At 74.1% G+C, this 17,932-nt stretch carries 16 protein-coding genes and 1 pseudogene; 11 read left to right on the top strand and 6 right to left on the bottom strand.

From position 1 onward, the window contains the following. Positions 1-155: 155 nt before the first annotated feature. Entirely contained in the window at positions 156-1,907 is a 1,752-nt protein-coding gene (locus CRP51_RS11350) for an ABC transporter family substrate-binding protein (RefSeq protein WP_097230970.1), read from the bottom strand. 379 nt (positions 1,908-2,286) lie between these two features. On the opposite strand from CRP51_RS11350, the gene CRP51_RS11345 reads away from it, so the two are divergent. The 9 genes and pseudogenes from CRP51_RS11345 to CRP51_RS11305 all read left to right on the top strand — a co-directional run bounded on the left by CRP51_RS11345 (position 2,287) and on the right by CRP51_RS11305 (position 10,104). Further along, positions 2,287-2,871, top strand: a complete 585-nt coding sequence (locus CRP51_RS11345) for a DUF2617 family protein (protein ID WP_097231098.1) — start codon at positions 2,287-2,289, stop codon at positions 2,869-2,871. After that, a pseudogene (locus CRP51_RS11340) lies at positions 2,868-3,644 on the top strand (spermidine synthase); the annotation flags it as partial. The gene CRP51_RS11345 and the pseudogene CRP51_RS11340, both read left to right, overlap by 4 nt. 86 nt (positions 3,645-3,730) lie before the next feature. Next, positions 3,731-4,759 (top strand): SRPBCC family protein, encoded by a 1,029-nt coding sequence (locus CRP51_RS11335; protein ID WP_097230969.1) that lies wholly within the window; start codon positions 3,731-3,733, stop codon positions 4,757-4,759. Between the two features lie 125 nt (positions 4,760-4,884). Then, positions 4,885-5,691 carry an aldose epimerase family protein gene (locus tag CRP51_RS11330; protein ID WP_097231097.1) on the top strand — a complete coding sequence of 269 codons (807 nt, stop codon included), beginning with the start codon at positions 4,885-4,887 and terminating at the stop codon, positions 5,689-5,691. 10 nt (positions 5,692-5,701) lie between these two features. Continuing rightward, positions 5,702-6,238 (top strand): orotate phosphoribosyltransferase, encoded by a 537-nt coding sequence (pyrE, locus tag CRP51_RS11325; protein WP_097230968.1) that lies wholly within the window; start codon positions 5,702-5,704, stop codon positions 6,236-6,238. A 189-nt stretch (positions 6,239-6,427) separates the two neighbouring features. Continuing rightward, positions 6,428-7,450 carry a class II fructose-bisphosphate aldolase gene (gene fbaA, locus CRP51_RS11320; RefSeq protein ID WP_097230967.1) on the top strand — a complete coding sequence of 341 codons (1,023 nt, stop codon included), beginning with the start codon at positions 6,428-6,430 and terminating at the stop codon, positions 7,448-7,450. Between the two features lie 80 nt (positions 7,451-7,530). Beyond that, entirely contained in the window at positions 7,531-7,944 is a 414-nt protein-coding gene (locus CRP51_RS11315) for a DUF3151 domain-containing protein (RefSeq protein WP_097230966.1), read from the top strand. Between the two features lie 154 nt (positions 7,945-8,098). Next, complete coding sequence (gene kynU, locus CRP51_RS11310; protein WP_439333153.1) at positions 8,099-9,349, top strand: kynureninase; 1,251 nt, start codon at positions 8,099-8,101, stop codon at positions 9,347-9,349. Next, the gene (locus tag CRP51_RS11305) at positions 9,346-10,104 is read left to right on the top strand and encodes an alpha/beta hydrolase family protein (protein WP_097230964.1); all 759 of its coding nucleotides are present in this window, start codon (positions 9,346-9,348) and stop codon (positions 10,102-10,104) included. Before kynU ends, CRP51_RS11305 begins: the two co-directional genes overlap by 4 nt. Before the next feature lie 39 nt (positions 10,105-10,143). Here CRP51_RS11305 and CRP51_RS11300 read toward each other — a convergent pair whose 3' ends face one another. From CRP51_RS11300 to CRP51_RS11285, 4 genes are all read right to left on the bottom strand, one after another. Then, positions 10,144-11,400, bottom strand: coding sequence for a class F sortase (locus CRP51_RS11300; protein ID WP_097230963.1), 1,257 nt, complete (start codon positions 11,398-11,400; stop codon positions 10,144-10,146). A 10-nt stretch (positions 11,401-11,410) separates the two neighbouring features. Further along, positions 11,411-12,034 carry a hypothetical protein gene (locus CRP51_RS11295; protein WP_097230962.1) on the bottom strand — a complete coding sequence of 208 codons (624 nt, stop codon included), beginning with the start codon at positions 12,032-12,034 and terminating at the stop codon, positions 11,411-11,413. Positions 12,035-12,228: 194 nt separating this feature from the next. Continuing rightward, complete coding sequence (locus CRP51_RS11290; RefSeq protein WP_097230961.1) at positions 12,229-13,908, bottom strand: ABC transporter permease; 1,680 nt, start codon at positions 13,906-13,908, stop codon at positions 12,229-12,231. Beyond that, entirely contained in the window at positions 13,905-14,897 is a 993-nt protein-coding gene (locus CRP51_RS11285; RefSeq protein WP_097230960.1) for an ABC transporter ATP-binding protein, read from the bottom strand. Before CRP51_RS11285 ends, CRP51_RS11290 begins: the two co-directional genes overlap by 4 nt. Positions 14,898-14,984: 87 nt before the next feature. On the opposite strand from CRP51_RS11285, the gene CRP51_RS11280 reads away from it, so the two are divergent. Continuing rightward, positions 14,985-15,503 (top strand): GbsR/MarR family transcriptional regulator, encoded by a 519-nt coding sequence (locus CRP51_RS11280; RefSeq protein ID WP_245880524.1) that lies wholly within the window; start codon positions 14,985-14,987, stop codon positions 15,501-15,503. A 171-nt stretch (positions 15,504-15,674) separates the two neighbouring features. Here the strand turns inward: CRP51_RS11280 and CRP51_RS11275 are convergent, their stop codons facing one another. After that, on the bottom strand, positions 15,675-16,448 hold the full coding sequence (locus tag CRP51_RS11275) for a diacylglycerol kinase family protein (RefSeq protein ID WP_342749034.1): 774 nt from the start codon (positions 16,446-16,448) through the stop codon (positions 15,675-15,677). A 130-nt stretch (positions 16,449-16,578) separates the two neighbouring features. Here CRP51_RS11275 and CRP51_RS11270 point away from each other — a divergent pair, with 130 nt between their 5' ends. Next, positions 16,579-17,862 carry an adenylosuccinate synthase gene (locus tag CRP51_RS11270; RefSeq protein ID WP_097230958.1) on the top strand — a complete coding sequence of 428 codons (1,284 nt, stop codon included), beginning with the start codon at positions 16,579-16,581 and terminating at the stop codon, positions 17,860-17,862. Positions 17,863-17,932: the final 70 nt, after the last annotated feature.

The raw sequence follows: 17,932 nt of genomic DNA, 5'->3' as shown, positions 1-17,932 counted from the left end.
GGGGCTCGGCGCGCGTGCGGTCGTGACCGCGCTCCGGGACGGGAGGCGGGGTCGGGCAAGTACTTCTCCCGACCCCGCTCCCTCGCTACCGGGCGCCGCGGGCGCGGTCCGGCCGGTCGGTGCTCACCGCGGGGGGCGGTGGCGCACCGGCTCGGTCAGCCCCTGCTCCACGTGTCGGCGTTCCAGACGATGCCGTTCTGCGACGGGTTGGGCACCACGCCGGAGACCTGGCTGTTCCAGGCGGTGATGCCCGGGTGCTGGTACAGCGGGATGGTGACCATGTCCTCCCAGAGGTGCGCCTCGATCTGGGCGGTCAGGTCCACGGCCTCGGACAGCTCGGAGGTGCGCAGCACGTCGTCCAGCAGCTGGTCCAGCTCCTCGTTGGAGTAGCAGCCGTTGTTGTTGCCCTTGCCGTCCGGGCTGCACTCGACGGCCGTCCGGTAGGTGGAGTTCCAGCCGGAGCGGTCGGGCGAGCCGGACCAGGCGTACATGGCGACGTCGAAGCGGCCCTCGGAGAGCGCCCCGGTGGTGTCGAAGAAGTCGGCGGCGGGCTGGAAGTCCACCTGGAAGCCGGCCTCGTCGCAGCTGGACTGGATCAGCAGACCGGCGTCGTTGCGGCGCTGGTTCTCCAGGGTGCCGAGCACGATCTCGGTGCCGACCGCGTTCTCCTCCTCCAGGATCTGGCGGGAGCGCTCGATGTCGGTGACGCCGTACTCCTCAAGCGTGGCGGAGGAGGCGTCGATGGCCTCCTGGTAGCCCTCGTCCCAGGGCGCGACGTTGCGCACCTGCTTGACGGTGGCGTCCGGGACGACCGGCTTGATCAGGTTGTCGACCAGCGTCTCGTAGGGCACGCAGAGCGCGAACGCCTGGCGCAGCGCGAGGGAGTCGGCGAACGGGCCGTCCTGGAAGTTGAAGTCCAGGTGCTCGTAGGTGTACTCCTCGGCGACCTCGGACTCGATGCCTTCCGCGGCCTCGATCTGCTGGGCCATGTCGACCGTCGGCTGCGGCTCGATGATGTCGACCTCGCCGTTCTGGAGCGCCTGCACCTGCTCCGGCTCGGCGATCGTGCGGAAGACGATCGAGTCGGCGGCGGCGGGCTCACCCCAGTACGCCTCGTTGCGGGTCAGCGTCACCGACTGGTCCGGCACGTAGTCGGTGATCGTGAAGGGGCCGGAGGTCGGGATCATCGAGGCGTCGGGCAGCGCGCCGTTGATCAGCCAGCCCTCGTTGAAGAAGTCGGCGGCGGCCTGGACGGCCTCCGGGTCGTCGCCCTGGAGCGCGGCGAGGAACTCCTCGGGGCTCAGCCCGCCCTGCTCGGCGACGACGTGCGCCGGCATGATCGCGTTGTTGCCGCGTCCGGGGCCGGAGGTCAGCCAGTCCGCGAACGGCTGGTCGTAGACGAGGGTGAACGCCTTGTCGCCGTCGGCGCACTCCGGCATCGCCGTGTCCTCGATGCCCTGGGTGCCGGGGGCCGAGAAGAGGCCGTCCCAGCGGCCGCTCTGCGCGGTCCACCACATCATGACGTCGTCGCAGTCGATGGGGGTGCCGTCGGACCAGACCGCGTCCTGGTGGATGTCGTACTCCACGGTCAGCGGGTCGTCGGAGGTCTTCTCGAAGGTGCCGAAGTCCTCGTTCGGTATCGGCTGCCCGTCGTCGTTGCCGAACTGCCAGAAGCCGGAGAGCGCCTGGTGCATCACCTGGCCGTTGGCCACGGTGTTGGCCCCGGCGGTCGTCTGGTTGAAGCTGTCCCAGGGCTGCGCCATGGCATACGTGATGGTGCCACCACCGCCGCCCCCGGCGTTGGAATCCTCGTTGCTCTCGTCACTGTCGTCGCTGCATGCTGAGAGGACGAGTGCCCCTCCCAACATGGCCGCGGCGAGCTTGGACGCCCTGCCGAATCTGGTCATATTCGGGCCTTCCACGGTGAATGGCTTCGGGTGAAGTTGCCGAGAGCTTTGTCACACTTGAAGGCCCTCACAAGTGTGCCGCCGTGACCGTTGTGCAGCCGAGATGTGAAGACGGAGGCGGGCCGCGGAACGAGTGGGCGTATTCGGTGGCACACGGGGGCGATTCGCCCCGGTCTCCGCGCGTTGACAGCACCTTGCCGTCCGATACTCGGACGGCCGATTGGTGAACACCTGACCTAGCCTGTCCCCTCGCGGGGGAAAACCCCCGGAGTTGGGTAAAACGCCTGTGGGCGTGGGGAGTTCCGTGGTTCGGTGGATTCGTTGCTCTTGGGAGGGTCGGGCGCACCGCCCTCAACTGCGTGTCATGCGGGGCGGTTCCATGCTGACGACCATCAACACCACCTTCACCGACACTCGGGCGGGTGACCTTACCTGGTCGCTGGAGTGCGGACCACAGCCGGCGCTGGCCACTCTCGACCTCGAACTCGCGGACGTCTCCGTGCAGTTGAGGGTTCTCGGCGCCTCGCACCAGGTGCTGCTCAACGGCAGCAGGGGCGCCTGCGCGGAGACCGTGGCGTGTCTCGCGGGGGACAACTCCCCGCTGCCGCTGGGGGTCTCGCGTCGGCTCGGGGAGTTCGACTACGAGTTCGCCGCCCACGTGGAGACGCTGAGCGCCGGCTCCTTCGCGGGCCGGGCGCAGGAGCTGCTCGCGCTGGTGGCCGAACACCCCCAGGGGCTGGCCGCGTTGTTCCCCGGCGACCCCAACGCGTTCACCGCCCTGCTCGCCCAGCGGCAGGACGGCCAGGTGCACTGGCGCACCTGGCACTCCTATCCGCAGGAGCGGCGGCTGGTGGCCACCAGGACGCGCGTGGTGGGGGCGCTGCGCACCGTGGAGACCGTCGGGAAGTCCACTCCTGTGGGTGACAGGGCGAGTTCGAGGTGTGACGTAACGTTCGGTTCATGATCGAGACGTCCGAAGCCGAGCGCGCGGACGATCCCCGCTCCGGTGCGACGCTCCCGGTGTCGCCGGCGGTGGGGCGGGCCCTGGTGCTGGCCGCGGTCTTCGTCTGCGCGGCCTGCGGACTGGTCTACGAGCTGGAGTTGATCGCCCTCGCCGACTATCTGGCGGGGGACACGGTCACCCTCACCTCGCTGGTGCTCTCGTCGATGGTCTTCGCGATGGGCATCGGCTCGTTGGGCGCCAAGCGGCTCCGGCAGCGCGCCTCGGTCAACTTCGCGCTCATCGAGGCCCTGTTGGCGCTGGTCGGCGGCTGCTCGGCGACGGTGCTGCACCTGTGCTTCCTGTGGACGGGGGAGATCAGGCCGGCGCTGATCCTCTTCTCGCTGACCATCGGGCTGCTGATCGGCGCCGAGATGCCGCTGCTGATGACGCTGATCCAGCGGATCAGGCGGCAGGACGCGGGGCGCGCGGTCGCCGACCTCTCCGCGGCCGACTACGTGGGGGCGCTGCTGGGCGGACTGGCCTTCCCGTTCCTGTTGTTGCCGCTGCTCGGCCATCTCAACGCGGCGCTCTTCACCGGGGTCGTCAACGCGCTGGCCGGCGGCGCCGTGGTGCTCTGGCTCTTCCGCGGCGACCTCGGCCGGGCCACGCTCGGGCGGCTGACGCTGGTGGTGCTCGGGGTGACGGCGGTGCTGCTGTGCTGCACGCTGGCGGTCGACTCGCTGGGCGAGCGCGCCGAGCGGCTGCTGCGCCAGCGCGCGGAGGAGCGGGTGGCGACCGTGCCGGACGAGACGCCTGCGGCGCGCGGTGCGTTTGGCCCGACCAGTAACATATGCGCCGATCAGTGGGTAGGCTCCGCGCCATGGAGCACGAGGTCTACCTCCCGTACGCCCCCGCTGTCGTCCTGAGCGCCGTCGCCGAGCCCCGGCGGCTGGCGCGCTGTGTGCCGGGGCTCCAACCGGCCCAGGCGGGCACCCCGGCCGACCGGGAGGCCGCGCCCGACGCGGTGCGCGGCCGGCTGAGGCTGCGCGTCGGCTCCTCCACCATCACCTACCGCGGCACGCTGACCGTGGCGGCGGACGGCGAGGGGGGCGTGGTGCGCGCCGAGGGTGAGGAGGCCAGGGGGGCGGGCACGGCCACGCTGGAGTTGACGGTCACCCCGCGCCCGGTGGACGGTGGCGCCGGCTGCGCGCTCGCGGTCGAGGGCCGGCTGACGGCGACCGGCCGGCTGGCCGAACTCAGCGACGGGCAACGGGAGTCGGCGGGGCGACGCCTGCTGGATCGTTTCGCCGCGGCGCTGGCCGACGAGCTGTCCCAGGAGGCGCGGACGCCGCCGGCGACCGGCGGCGGGATCGGCGAGCCGGACGACAACGAGCGGGCGATCCCCGGGATCCCGGCGGCGCCGGGCGGCGAGCCGCCGGCCGCGGCCCCCGAGGCGACGCCCGGGGCCGAGGACGCGGGCGAGGCGGCCGGGAGCGCGGGTGAGGCGGCCGGGGAGCCGCCCGCCGGGCGGCCGCGCGGCGAGGGGGCGCCCGGCGCCGGCGCGCCGACCGCGCCGCGCGCGGAGAGCCCGGCGGAGCCCGCGGCCTCGGAGCCGCTGACCGAGCCTGGGGCGGCGGGGGGACGCGGCGAGGGCACTCCCTCCGCGCTCGACCCCGAGCGTGCCGAGCCGTCGGCGCTGCCGGCGCCGGAGGCCGATCACGCCAGGCGCACGATGATCGGCCGGAGCGCGGAGGAGGTCGATCACGCCCCTCCGCGCGGGCGTTACGCCCCCGAGCCGGCGCCCGAGGAGCGTGGACGCTCCGTCGCGGTGCTGCGCTGGGCGGCCCCGGCCGCAGCCCTGGCCGTGGCCTCGGCGGTGGCGTTGCGCCGGGTGCTGCGGCGTCGTTGACCGTTGCCGCCGGGGCGGTGTCCCCGGGCGTGCGGAAGACGGGTGGGACGCGCGAGGGGCGCGCCCCGGGGCGCGGTCACCATTAGTCATTTGATACATCAGATCGTTATCGTCGTGGGGTGACCATCGATGACACGGAACGTGGGATTCGGCTCCGAGCCGGCGCCGCCGAGGTGACCGTCCGCCCCGACCAGGGGGCGCGCCTCTCGTCGCTGTCGATCGGCGGCCTGGAACTGCTGCGTCAGGGGGAGCGTTACGGCTCCTTCGTGATGGCGCCCTGGTGCGGGCGCACCCGGCAGGGGCACTTCCGCAACGGGCCCGTCGACCACCGGCTCCCGTTGGACGCGGGCGAGCACGCCATCCACGGCACGGTGCGCCGGCGCCCGTGGCGGACGGCTCAGGTGGACGAGCGCTCCGCCGCCCTCTTCTGCGACCTCGTCGAGCCCTGGCCCTATCCGGGGCGGGTGACGCAACTGGTCGAGCTGGCCGAGGACGGCGGCTCGCTCACCCTCACCCTCGGCGTGGAGACGGCCGGCGACTCCTTCCCGGCGCAGGCCGGGTGGCACCCCTGGTTCCAGCGGCGGCTCGGCGAGGGGGGCCGGCCGGTGGAGATCGACTTCAGCCCCGAGTGGCAGGAGGAGCGGGGCGAGGACCATCTCCCCACGGGCCACCGGATGGAGCCCAAGCCGGGCCCCTGGGACGACTGCTTCGGGATGCCGGACGGTGTCGACGTGCGGCTGAGCTGGCCCGAGCAGCTGGAGCTGACCGTCCGCAGCCGCGCGCAGTGGGTGGTGGTCTACGACCAGGTTCCCGAGGCGGTCTGCGTCGAGCCGCAGTCCGGCCCGCCCAACGGGCTGAACACCCATCCGCGTCTGGTCACCGAGCTGGAGCCGCTGGAGGTCTCCACCCGGTGGGAGTGGCGGCTGGCATAGGGTCGTGGCCATGAGCGCGCGCACACGACTGCTCCAGCAGATCAAGGACAAGGCCGTCGTCCACGGCCGGGTGATCCTCTCCTCGGGGCAGGAGAGCGACCGCTATCTCGACCTCCGCCGGGTCGCCCTGGACGGGGAGGCCGGCCCGTTGGTCGGTCAGACGATGCTCGACCTCACCGCGGACCTGGAGTACGACGCGGTGGGCGGGCTGACCATGGGCGCGGACCCGGTGGCCGCCGCGATGCTGCACGCGGCGGCGGCGCGGGGCGAGCGGCTGGACGCCTTCGTGGTGCGGAAGGCCGGCAAGGCGCACGGGCTCCAGCGCCGCATCGAGGGCCCCGACGTGACGGGCCGCCGGGTGCTGGCGCTGGAGGACACCTCGACGACCGGGAGTTCGGTGCTCACCGCCGTGGAGGCACTGCGCGAGGCCGGTGCCGAGGTGGTCGCGGTCGCGGTCATCGTGGAACGCGGCGCGGCGCCGGCGATCGAGGCGGCCGGGCTGCCGTACTACGCGGCGTTCGACCTGGCGGATCTCGGTCTGGACTGACCCGGGCCGGGCCGGACTGACCTGCGTTCACTACGTACGGTCACGGTTTCACGTGAAACTTCGGCGGGCAGTTACGGGCGTGTTTCCCGGTCTGGGAAGATGGCCCCGACGATGACGCGCGGGACGCCGACGAAGACGTCTCCTGATGTCGAGTAGCAGCCCATCGGACACTCTCCAAGGAGCGGACAGATGCCCATCGCGACCCCCGAGGTCTACAACGAGATGCTGGACCGGGCGAAGGCCGGCAAGTTCGCCTACCCCGCCATCAACGTCACCTCGACGCAGACCCTGCACGCCGCGTTGCGCGGCTTCGCCGAGGCGGAGAGCGACGGGATCGTCCAGATCTCCACCGGTGGCGCCGAGTTCCTCGGCGGCCAGTACAGCAAGGACATGGTCTCCGGCTCCCGCGCGCTGGCCGAGTTCGCGCACATCGTCGCCGAGAAGTACCCGGTGAACGTGGCGCTGCACACCGACCACTGCCCCAAGGACAAGCTGGACGGCTATGTCCGCCCGCTGCTGGCAATCTCCCAGGAGCGCGTGGACCGGGGGCTCAACCCGCTCTTCCAGTCCCACATGTGGGACGGCTCCGCCGAGACCCTGGGCGACAACCTGGAGATCGCGGCCGAGCTGCTGGCCAAGGCCGCGGCCGCCCGGATCGTGCTGGAGGTGGAGATCACCCCCACCGGCGGTGAGGAGGACGGCGTCACCCACGAGATCAACGACGAGCTGTACACCACCGTCGAGGACGCGCTGCGCACCGCCGAGGCGCTGGGCACCGGCGAGCGCGGCCGGTACCTGCTGGCCGCCTCCTTCGGCAACGTGCACGGCGTCTACAAGCCGGGCAACGTGGTGCTCCGCCCCGAGCTGCTGCGCGACCTCCAGCAGGGCGTCGCCGAGGCCACCGGCAAGCAGGAGCCCTTCGACTTCGTCTTCCACGGCGGCTCCGGCTCCACCGCCGAGGAGATCGCCACCGCGCTGGAGAACGGCGTGGTGAAGATGAACCTGGACACCGACACCCAGTACGCCTTCACCCGCCCGATCGTGGACCACGTCTTCCGCAACTACGACGGCGTGCTCAAGGTCGACGGCGAGGTCGGCAACAAGAAGACCTACGACCCGCGCAGCTGGGGCAAGTCCGCCGAGGCGGGCATGGCCGAGCGGGTCACCGGCGCCTGCCGCGACCTGCGTTCGGCCGGCACCAAGCTGAAGTAACCGCGTCGCGGGGCCGCGCCCGGGAGACCTCTCGGGGGACGACTGGGCGCGGCCGTCGCGGAAGGGGCAGACTGGGCACCATGGTCACGCACGAGAATCTGCTCGGGGGACCGCCCCCGACCCATCTGCCCGACGACCCGGAGCCGCGCGAGCTGCTGGCCTCCGGCACGGCCCCCGCCGAGGTGGCGGCCAAGTACCCCACCTCCTGCCTCGCCTGGGCCCAACTCGCCGACGACGCCTTCGCCGACGGCCGGGTCGTCGAGTCCTACGCCTACGCCAGGACCGGCTACCACCGTGGCCTCGACGCGTTGCGCCGCAACGGCTGGCGCGGTCACGGCCCGGTGCCGTTCGAGCACGAGCCCAACCGGGGCTTCCTCCGTGCCCTCCATGCCCTGGCCCGCGCCGCCGGCGCCATCGGTGAGCAGGAGGAGCACGAGCGCTGCACGCAGTTCCTGCGGGACAGCTCCCCGACGGCGGCGGACACCCTCTCGTAGAGTTCCCCCCGGTCCCCGGTCCTCCCGGGGCCAGCAGGTCAGGCCCGGCCACGCCGGCATCACAAGGCGCTCCCCCGTGGGGCGCCTTCGCTGGTGGGGCGCCTTCGACGGTGCGCGCCTCGTCGCACCCGGACGACGGACGGAGTGCAGCCACGTGAACCCACCCGCGCGATCCGCGCACGACCGCGACGACCGCCCCACCAGGACCGCACGGCTGACCGCACGCGCCGAGGCGCTGGACGCGGCCGATCCGCTGCGCCCGCTGCGGGAGCGCTTCGTGCTGGACGACACGGTCTATCTGGACGGCAACTCGCTGGGCGCGCTGCCCCGTTCGGTGCCCGGCCGGGTGGCCGAGGTGGTCGCCGAGGAGTGGGGGCGGCTGCGGATCAGGTCCTGGACCGAGTCGGGGTGGGACACCGCGCCCGAACGGATCGGCGACCGGCTGGCGCCGCTGCTGGGCGCGGCGCCGGGGCAGGTGGTGGTCGGCGACTCCACCAGCGTCAACCTGTTCAAGCTGCTGGTCGGCGCCGTGCGGCTGGCCGGCGACGCGCGCGACGAGATCCTGCTGGACGCCGAGACCTTCCCCACCGACCGCTATGTCGCCGAGTCGGCGGCCCGGATGACCGGCCGTCGGCTGCGGGTGGTACCGGCCGCCGCACTCGCGCGGGCCGCCGGGCCGCGCACGGCCGTCGCCCTGGTCAACCACGTCGACTACCGCGCCGGCGAGCTCCGGGACCTGCCCGCGCTGACGGCGGCGCTGCGCGAGGCGGGCGCGCTCTCGCTGTGGGACCTCTGCCACAGCGCCGGGGCGCTGCCGCTCGCGCTCGACCGGCACGGCGTCGACCTCGCCGTCGGCTGCACCTACAAGTACCTCAACGGCGGGCCCGGCGCGCCCGCGTTCGCCTATGTGCGGGCCGGACTTCTGCCGCGGTTCGACACCCCGCTGCCCGGCTGGTGGGGCCACAGCGAACCGTTCGCGATGAGCGGCGACTACACCCCGCACGCCGGCATCCGCCGGCTGCGCGTCGGCTCTCCCGACCTGCTGTCGATGCTGGCGCTCGAGGCGGCGCTGGACGTGTGGGAGGGCGTGGAGCTGGCCGGGGTGCGCGCCAAGAGCCTGGCGTTGACCGACCTCTTCCTGGAGGCGGTGGACGCGCTGGTGGAGCCGGGGGTGGTCGAGTCGTTGACGCCGACCGAGCACGCCAGGCGCGGCAGCCAGGTCTCGCTGCGCCACGCGGACGCGGCCGGGCTGCGGGAGCGGCTGGTCGCGCGCGGGGTGGTGGCCGACCACCGGCCGCCGGACGTGCTGCGGTTCGGGTTCACCCCGCTGTACACGGGGTTCGGGGAGACGGTCCGGGCGGCGGCGACGCTGGGCGCGCTGCTGGCCGGGGAGGGGGAGCGATGACGAACGGGGCACCGGAGACCGGCACCGACGCGGTGGAGATGGCCGCGCTGCTCGCGCCGTTCGAGCCGGTCGCGCCGGAGGCGACGCTCCGGTACGGGGACCACCCGGCGCAGTTGGTCGACCTGCACGGCTCGGGTGACCCGGCGGTGGTGGTGCTGCACGGCGGGTTCTGGCGCGAGGCGTTCGACCGTTCCCATCTGACGCCGTTCGCACGCGCGTTGGCGGCGCGCGGGGTCGCGGTCGCGGTGCCGGAGTTCCGGCGGGTCGGCGGGGGCGGTGGCTGGCCGGCGACGGGCCGGGACGTACGGGCGGCGCTGGACGCGCTGCCGGGGGAGCGCCCGGTGGTGCTGGCGGGGCACTCGGCCGGCGGTCAGCTCGCGCTTGTCGCCGCCGACCATCCCCGGGTGGGCGAGGTGTTCGGGGTGGCGGCGGTCAGCGACCTGGCGCGGGCGGTCGAGCTCGACCTGGGCCGGGGCGCGACGCTGGCCTATCTGGAGGACGCGGAGGGCGGGCCGGAGGCGGCGCTGGAGGCCGCCGACCCGTTCCGGCGGCCGAGCCCGCCGGTGCCGGTCACGCTGGTGCACGGCGCGGAGGACGGCCAGGTGCCCGCCGAGCTGTCCCGCCGTTTCGCGGAACGCCACGGCGCCGGGCTGGCGCTGCTGCCCGGCGTCGGCCACTACGCGCCGATGGTCCCGGTCCTGGCGGCCGGGGCGTGGCTGGTGGACCGGCTCGCGGAGGCCGCCGCCCGGCGCTGACCGGCGACGCGCGCCCAACCGGTGCGGCGACGCCCCCGCTCACCCGCCGTTCCATGCCGGGTCCGGCCCGGGGTACGCCTCCGGCTCCAGCGCCGGGTCGGGGCCGGGGTCGGGCCCCGGGTCCTGGAGCGGGACGGGTTCGGGCGCCGGCTCCGGGTACGCGTCGTGGGCCTCGGGCGTGTACGTGGCGGAGTCGGTCAGCCGCGCGTAGGCCACGATGTTGGAGTCGTAGCCGCCGTCCTGGGTCCACCGCCCGCCGCAGGTGATCAGGCGGAGCTGGGGCGAGGTCACCGAGCCGTAGACCCGCTCGTCCGGGAAGTCGGACTTGGGGTACTGCTCGACGGAGTCGACCGTGAAGACGGCGACGTCCCCGTCGGCCCGGTCGACCTCGATGGTCTCGCCCGGCTGGAGCGAGCCGAGCCCGGCGAAGGCCGCGGGACCGTCGTAGGTGTCCAGATGGCCGACGAGGATGGCGGCGCCGCGTTCGCCTGGGGAGACGCCGCCCGCGTACCAGGCGGCGCGCTGGGCGTCCTCCTCGGAGGGGGAGGGCGGTCCGCCGTCCGGCGTCAGGTCGGCGCCGAACACCTCGACGTCGGTGGCCAGATACGGGATGCGGACCCGGATCGGGACCGAGCGTTCCAACGGCGGCGCGACCGCGGCCGCCCCCGCCTCGCCCGAGCCGCTGAGGTTCGCGGTGGAGCCCGCGTCGGGCGCCGCGGCCGGCGCGTCCACCGCGTCCGGCCGGGAGACCCCCTCGGCGATGCTGCTGGACGCGCGGGCCTCCCGGACCGAGGTCTCGCCGCCGCTCGGCGCGAAGACGCCGACCAGCAGCCCGCCCACCACCACCGCCACCGCGACCGTGGTCTCCAGCCGGCGGGTGCGCAGCGACTGCCGCTGATGCCGGGTGCGGGTGCCGGGCGGCGGGGGCGGCGGCCCGGCGGCGCCGCGCACCGCCGTGGCCACCGCGACCCTCGCCTGGCCGAGCGACGCGCCGCCCTTCCGGTCCCGCACCAGCCGCACCGTCGCCGGGCCCGCGTCGCGCAGGCCGCCCGTCAGCCGCCGCAGCGCCGCCGTCGCACGGGCCGTCAGCCGCCGCGGCCCGGCCGGGCGCTCGGTCGGGCGCTCGGCCGGCCCGCGGGGCCGCGCCGGCGCCGTCGCCGGCCCCGCCACGCGGCGGGGCGCGGCGAGGCGACGCCGCACCCGCGCCAGCGCGCGCGGCCAACCGGGGCCGGCGCGCAGCGCGTTCGGCAGCCGGGGAAGGCGCGGCTTGGCGGCCGCGCGCCGGTTCCTAGCCACTGGGCTCCCTCTAGTAGGCGTGGTTGCCGGAGCGACGGCGCCTGGCGAGGAAGACGTACCCCACGCCGCCGGCCACCGCCACGCCGCCGCCGATCGCCAGCGCGGTGGCCTGGGTGCCGCCGTCGCGGGAGCCGCCCGAGCCGCCGAAGCCGGCCTCGGCGCCGCCGCTCGGGGTGCCGGCGGTCGCGGTGAACGTGGCGGTGAGCTGCACCCCGTCGGCGCAGTTCACGGTGACGGGATAGCCGCGGCCGACCTTCAGGCCGTGCTTGATCTTGCCGGTGCCGACCCACTGGCCGGCGTCGCCGCGGCGCAGGTTGACCGGCTCCTTGAAGGCGTCCGAACGGGCCGGGCCGTCCGGGCGGCAGTTGGCGCGCACCGTCACCGAGGTGCCGGGGCCGCCGGAGGCGGGCGAGATGGTGAGGGGGGCGACGTTGTCCCAGGCGGGCTTGGCGTCCTCCAGCACGGCCAGGCCCTGTTGCGGCACGGCCTCCGAGATCTCGGAGACCTCCTCGGGGGCCGGCTCGCGGTCCTGGGCGAGCGCCTGGCCGGAGAGGCCCAGGGTGAGGGCGGCGGCGACGGCGGCCAGCGCCAGCGGTCTGGCCTGGGGGACGAGGGGAATGCGGGTGCGCTTCATGAGCGGGTGACCTCCGGGCTATGCCGCACGCGGGGTGCGTGACGTGCTGTCACCCATGCGAACAGTCAGTGATCGACTCCGCATCCGGAACGGGTCCCCGGGGGTGCATCGCTGCTCCGTCAGGGGGGTGCCCGGCGGGCGGCGCTGACCGGGCGTCAGCGCCGCCGTCCGTCCCCTTCCGGGGGACCCCCGCGCTACGGCAGCTCCAGGTCCCTGCGCCGCAGCCCGAGCACGCCCAGCCAACTCAGCCCGGCCGCAAGGGCGGTGAGCACCAGCAGCGGCACCGCGTCGAAACTTTCGGCCGGCACGCTCGGCACATGGGCCAACGGGGACAGCTCGCGCAGCGCCCGCGGCAGGTCCACGACCTCGCCCAGGAAGACGACCCCCATGGCGTACCCCGGAATCGCCCACGCCGCCGCCGTGGCCCGGGGCAGCCAGCCGTAGAGCGCCAGCGTGAGGCCACCGGTGAACCACACCGCGGGGGCGTAGGCCAGCGAGGCCAGCGCCACCTCGGGCAGCAACGCCGCGTCGCCGACGGAGGCCGCGCCCGCCGCCCCCAGGCCGAGCCCGGCGGCGAGCAGCACCAGCGTGGCGCCGGCCAGCGCGAACGCCAACTGGCCGCCGATCCAGGCCGTCCGGGAGAGCGCGGTGGCCAGCAGCGGCTCGGCCCTGCCGCCGGTCTCCTCGGCGCGCGCCCTGGTCAGCGCGGCCACCACGGCGGCCAGCGCGGCGACGGCGAGGATGGTCAGACAGATCGAGGTGAAGATGTCGGAGATCGAGGCGCCCCCGAGGGCCAGCTCGGCGGCCATCTCCTCGATCTCCTCCAGCATCTGCTCGGCGTCGGCGAGCACCGAGCCCAGCATCACCCCGAAGAGCAGGGCGCCTGCGGCGAAGCCCAGCGTCAGCCCCCGGCCCAGCCGGAAGGCCAGGCCGAACGGAGTCGCCAGCCGCGCCACCGCCTCGGGGCGGCCCGGCCGCGCCGGACGCAGCCCCGCGCCCAGGTCCCTGCGGGTGCTCAGCCAGAACGCGGCCACGGCGGTCGCGGCGGCCAGCCCCAGGTGGAGCAGCAGCGGCCACCAGCGGTCGTCGAGGAACGGGTAGGCGCGCTGCGCCCAGCCGATCGGCGAGAGCCAGGAGAACGCCGACGGCCCGACGTCCCCCACGGCACGCAGCGCGTAGGCCGCGCCCAGCACCGCGCAGCCGAGCCCGGTGGCACCCCGGGAGAACGGGGTGACCTGTGCCGCGGCCCCCGCCACCCCGGCGAAGGCGAGCCCCAGCGCGGCGGAGGCCGCGCCGTAGAGCGCGGCGCCCCCGGCGCTGATCCCGTCCGCGCCCATCGAGGCCAGCGTCCCGGCGAGCAGCGCGCCCAGCAGCACGCCGGCGCCGCCGGCCACCAGCATCGCGGCGGCGAGTTGGGCGTGCCGGCCGAGCACCCCGGAGCGGACCAGCTCGGCGCGGCCGGTCTCCTCCTCCACCCTGGTGTGGCGGACCACGGTGAGCACCGCCATCAGCCCGATGGCCAGCGCGAAGAAGCCGAGCAGTTGGTGGGCGGTCATGGCGCCGAGCGAGTAGCCCTCGTCGAGGTAGCGCTCGGGCCCGGACATGGCGATCCCGGCGGGGGAGCGGAACGTCTCCGCCACCGTCGCCCGGTCGGCCGGCTCCGGGTAGGTGGACTGGAGACTGCCGACCGAGGCGGCCGTCGTCAGGGTCAACATCCCCAGCCAGACCGGGAGTCGGACCCGGTCCCTGCGCAGCGCGAAGCGGACCATGGTGCCGGTCCCGGCGAACGGGCCCGCGGGGCCGCCCGCCGGGGCTGGGCCGGTCGCGCGTGAGTCGTTCGCCCCGGCGGCGGGCGCGGTCGTGGTCCCGCTCATCGGCCGGCCGCCCGGGGCGCGTCGTCGCGGCGGTCGTCGTCGCGGCGGTCGCCGTTGTGCCCGTCGCCGTTGTGCCGGTCGCCGTAGTGCCGCAGCATCAGCTCCTCCAGCGTGGGAGGGTGGCTCAGCAGACTCCGCACCCCGAACTCGGCGAGCCGGCTGACGGCCCGCTCCAGATGGGGGCCGTCGACGGAGAAGGTGACCCGGGTGGCGTCCGCCCCCGCGTCGTCGGCGGGGGTCACCCGCACGTCGTGGACGCCGGGCAGCTCCTCCAGGCCCGAGACCGGCCGGCCGGTGGTGGCCTCCACGCTGGTGCGCGTGAGATGGCGCAGCTCGTCCAACGAGCCGGACTGCACGACGCTCCCCTGGCGGACGATGCTCACCCGGTCACAGAGCTTTTCGACCTGGGCCATGATGTGGCTGGAGAGCAGCACCGTCTGACCGTTCTCCTTCGCCTCCCCGATCAGTTCCTGGAAGACGGCCTCCATCAGCGGGTCGAGGCCCGCCGTCGGCTCGTCGAGCAGCAACAGCTCGGCGCGGGAGGCGAGCGCGGCGACCAGGGCGACCTTCTGCCGGTTGCCCTTGGAGTAGGTGCGCCCCTTCTTCGCCGGATCCAGCTCGAAGCGTTCCAGCAGCCGCGCGCGGCGCTTCGGATCGAGCCCGCCGCGCAGCCGGGCCAGCAGGTCGATCGCCTCGCCTCCGGTCAGGTTGGGCCACAGCTCGACGTCGCCCGGCACATAGGCCAGTCGGCGGTGCAGGGCGACGGCCTCGCCCCAGGGATCGCCGCCCAGCAGCCGCACGGTGCCGGAGTCGGCACGCAGCAGGCCGAGGAGCACGCGGATGGTGGTGGACTTCCCGGCCCCGTTGGGCCCGAGGAAGCCGTGCACCTCGCCCGCGCGCACCGTCAGGTCCAGTCCGTCCAGGGCCCGGGTGGGGCCGAACGTCTTGACCAGATCGGCGATCTCGATCGCGTTGCTTGAGGACTTCATGGCAGCAAGCTACGTTTATTTCAGGAATTTGTGAAGTTAGGGAATCGTCAGAATCTCGTTAAGGGCTGGCAGGATGGCGGGATGACCATGGACCACCCACGTGGCGCAGCGGATCCCTATCCGCCGGCGGTCTCCGAGTTCGTGGAACGGTTCGCCGCCGACCTGGTGGCCGCCGGCTTCCAGCGGATGGCCGCTCGCGTCTTCGCCTGCCTCGCCGTCTCGGACGAGGGCGCCCTCACCTCCTCCGAACTGGCCGAACGGCTGCGCATCTCGCCGGCCGCCATCTCCGGCGCGGTGCGCTACCTCGCGCAGATCCACATGGTCAGCCGCGAGCGCGAGCCGGGCTCGCGGCGCGAGCGCTACCGGCTCCACCACGACGTCTGGTACGAGGCCATGACCCAACGCGACCAGTACCTGCGGCGCTGGGAGACGACGGTGCGCGCCGGGGCCGAGGTGGTCGGCGAGGACTCCCCGGCGGGGCGGAGACTGGGGGAGACGGCCGACTTCATGGCCTTTCTGACGGAGGAGATGAGCGGAATCATGGACCGCTGGCACGCGAGACGCTCCGTCGACGGGCGGCCCGTGGAGCACGGCGCCGAACGCTGACCCGCTGACGCGCTGCGCTGGCCGGAGCGGGGCGTCGTCCTCGGCCCGGTGGTGGGGCGGTGCGGGAGCGGCGGGCGGTGGTCGACCGCGGTCCTGGCCGGTCCCGGCGGGGTGTCGTCCTCGGCCCGGTGGTGGGGCGCTCGCGCGCCTGGTGGGGGCCGGCCCGGTGGGTCAGGTGCCGGGGACGGTCAGGGGCAGGGCCCCCGGCAGCACGGTCCAGGTCCGCGCGCGCGTGGGCCCCAGGTCCACCGCGTTCGCCCGGTAGCTGAAGCCCGTCGGACCGGAGACCGTCACCGAACTCGCCCGCGCCCTGACCTCCACCTCCCGGGGCCCCGGCCGCACCACCACGTCCGCGAGGCCGTTCGCCGCCCGCACCGAGACCTCGGCGACCGGCCGGTCCTGGTCCGCCAGCAGGCGTCCGTCCGCCTCCACCCGCAGCCGCTGCTCGGCCCGGCCGCGTGGCCGGCCCGGCCGCGGCGGCCTGGGGAACGGCACCGCGCGCCACCATCCCGAGGCCGGGCCCCGGCCGCGCGGCGCCGGGATGCCGAGCGTTCCCAGCACCACCCCGCCCGCGTCGTCGGTCAGCACGTCCAGCCGGCGGGTGCGCCCGGTCAGCACCGCGCGGGACGCGGCGACCGCGTCCGTCGGCACCCCCAGCGCGCTGGCCACCGCCGTCGAGCCGCCGACCGGCACCACTCCCAACGGCCGTGCGCTCAGGCGCCCTTCGCTGTGCAGCAGCCGCACGGCCCGCAGCAGCGCACGGTCGTCACCGACGATCACCAGCTGGCGGCCGTTGCCCCGGGCGAGCCCCTTCGGCAGCGCCTCGCCCTGCTCCAGCACGCAGACCCTGACCTCCCCGCCGGCGCCCGCGCTGAGCACGTCCCTGGCGATGCGGACCGACTCCCCGTCCACGCGCCGGGCTCTCGGGTCGATGACGATGAACACCTGACTGTTCGCCTCCCGGCTGCGTCTCCCGTAAGCTCTCTGTGCAAGAGCCCCTGTCGCGATTGCGCAGGGGTTTCGTCGATCCGGGGCAGCACAGCGTAGATGCCCCGCTCGAAAGGGGTGTACGCCTGTGCCCGCACTTGTGCTGCTCGGCGCTCAGTGGGGTGACGAGGGCAAAGGCAAGGCCACGGACCTGCTCGGTGGCTCCGTCGACTATGTGGCGCGCTACCAGGGTGGCAACAACGCCGGTCACACCGTCGTCGTCGGCGACCAGAAGTACGCGCTCCACCTGCTGCCCTCCGGCGTGCTGAGCCCCGAGTGCACCCCGGTGATCGGCAACGGCGTCGTCGTCGACCCCAGCAAGCTGCTCTCCGAGGTGCGCGAGCTGAACGAGCGCGGCATCGACACCTCCCGCCTGCTCGTCAGCGGCAACGCCCATCTGATCACGGGCTACCACCAGACGCTCGACAAGGTCTCCGAACGCTTCCTCGGCAAGCGGAAGATCGGCACCACGGGGCGCGGCATCGGCCCCGCCTACGCCGACAAGATCAACCGGCAGGGGGTGCGCGTCCAGGACCTCTTCGACGAATCGATTCTCCGGCAGAAGGTCGAGGCCGCGCTGGACCACAAGAACCAGCTGCTGGCCAAGATCTACAACCGCAGGGGCATCGGGGTCGAGCAGGCCGTCGAGGAACTGCTGGGCTTCGCCGAGCCGCTGCGCCCGTACGTGTGCGACACCACCCTGGTGCTCAACCAGGCGCTGGACGACGGCAAGGTGGTGCTCTTCGAGGGCGGCCAGGGCACCCTGCTCGACGTCGATCACGGCACCTATCCGTTCGTCACCTCGTCCAACCCCACGGCGGGCGGCGCCTGCACCGGCACGGGGGTCGGGCCCACCAGGATCGACCGGGTCATCGGCATCCTGAAGGCGTACACCACCCGCGTCGGCGCGGGCCCGTTCCCCACCGAGCTGCACGACGAGGACGGCGAGCGGCTGCGCACCGAGGGGCACGAGTTCGGCGTCACCACCGGCAGGGACCGCCGCTGCGGCTGGTTCGACGCGGTGATCGCCCGTTACGCGGTGCGGGTCAACGGGATCACCGACTTCTTCCTCACCAAGCTCGACGTGCTCAGCGGCTGGGAGCGCGTCCCGGTCTGCGTCGGCTACCGGATCGACGGCCGCGAGGTCAGCGAGCTCCCGTACAACCAGAGCGACTTCCACCACGCCGAGCCGGTCTACGAGTACCTGCCCGGCTGGCAGGAGCCGATCTCGGGGGCCAGGTCGCTCTCCGACCTGCCGAAGAACGCCCAGTCCTACGTGGCGGCGCTGGAGGAGATGTCCGGCGCCCGGATCTCGGCCGTCGGCGTCGGGCCCGGCCGGGACGAGACGATCCAGGTGCATCCCTTCCTCTGACGGTCCCGGTGGGCGGTGCGCCGCCCACCGCGCGCCAACGAGAAGGGGCCGGGTGGTGGTCGACCGACCA

The sequence above is a fragment of the Streptomyces zhaozhouensis genome (assembly GCF_900230195.1).
In the GTDB taxonomy this organism is placed as follows: Bacteria; Actinomycetota; Actinomycetes; order Streptomycetales; family Streptomycetaceae; genus Streptomyces; species Streptomyces zhaozhouensis.
The sequence above is the reverse complement of the archived record's forward strand: the minus strand, read 5'-3'. Positions and strand labels throughout refer to the sequence as shown.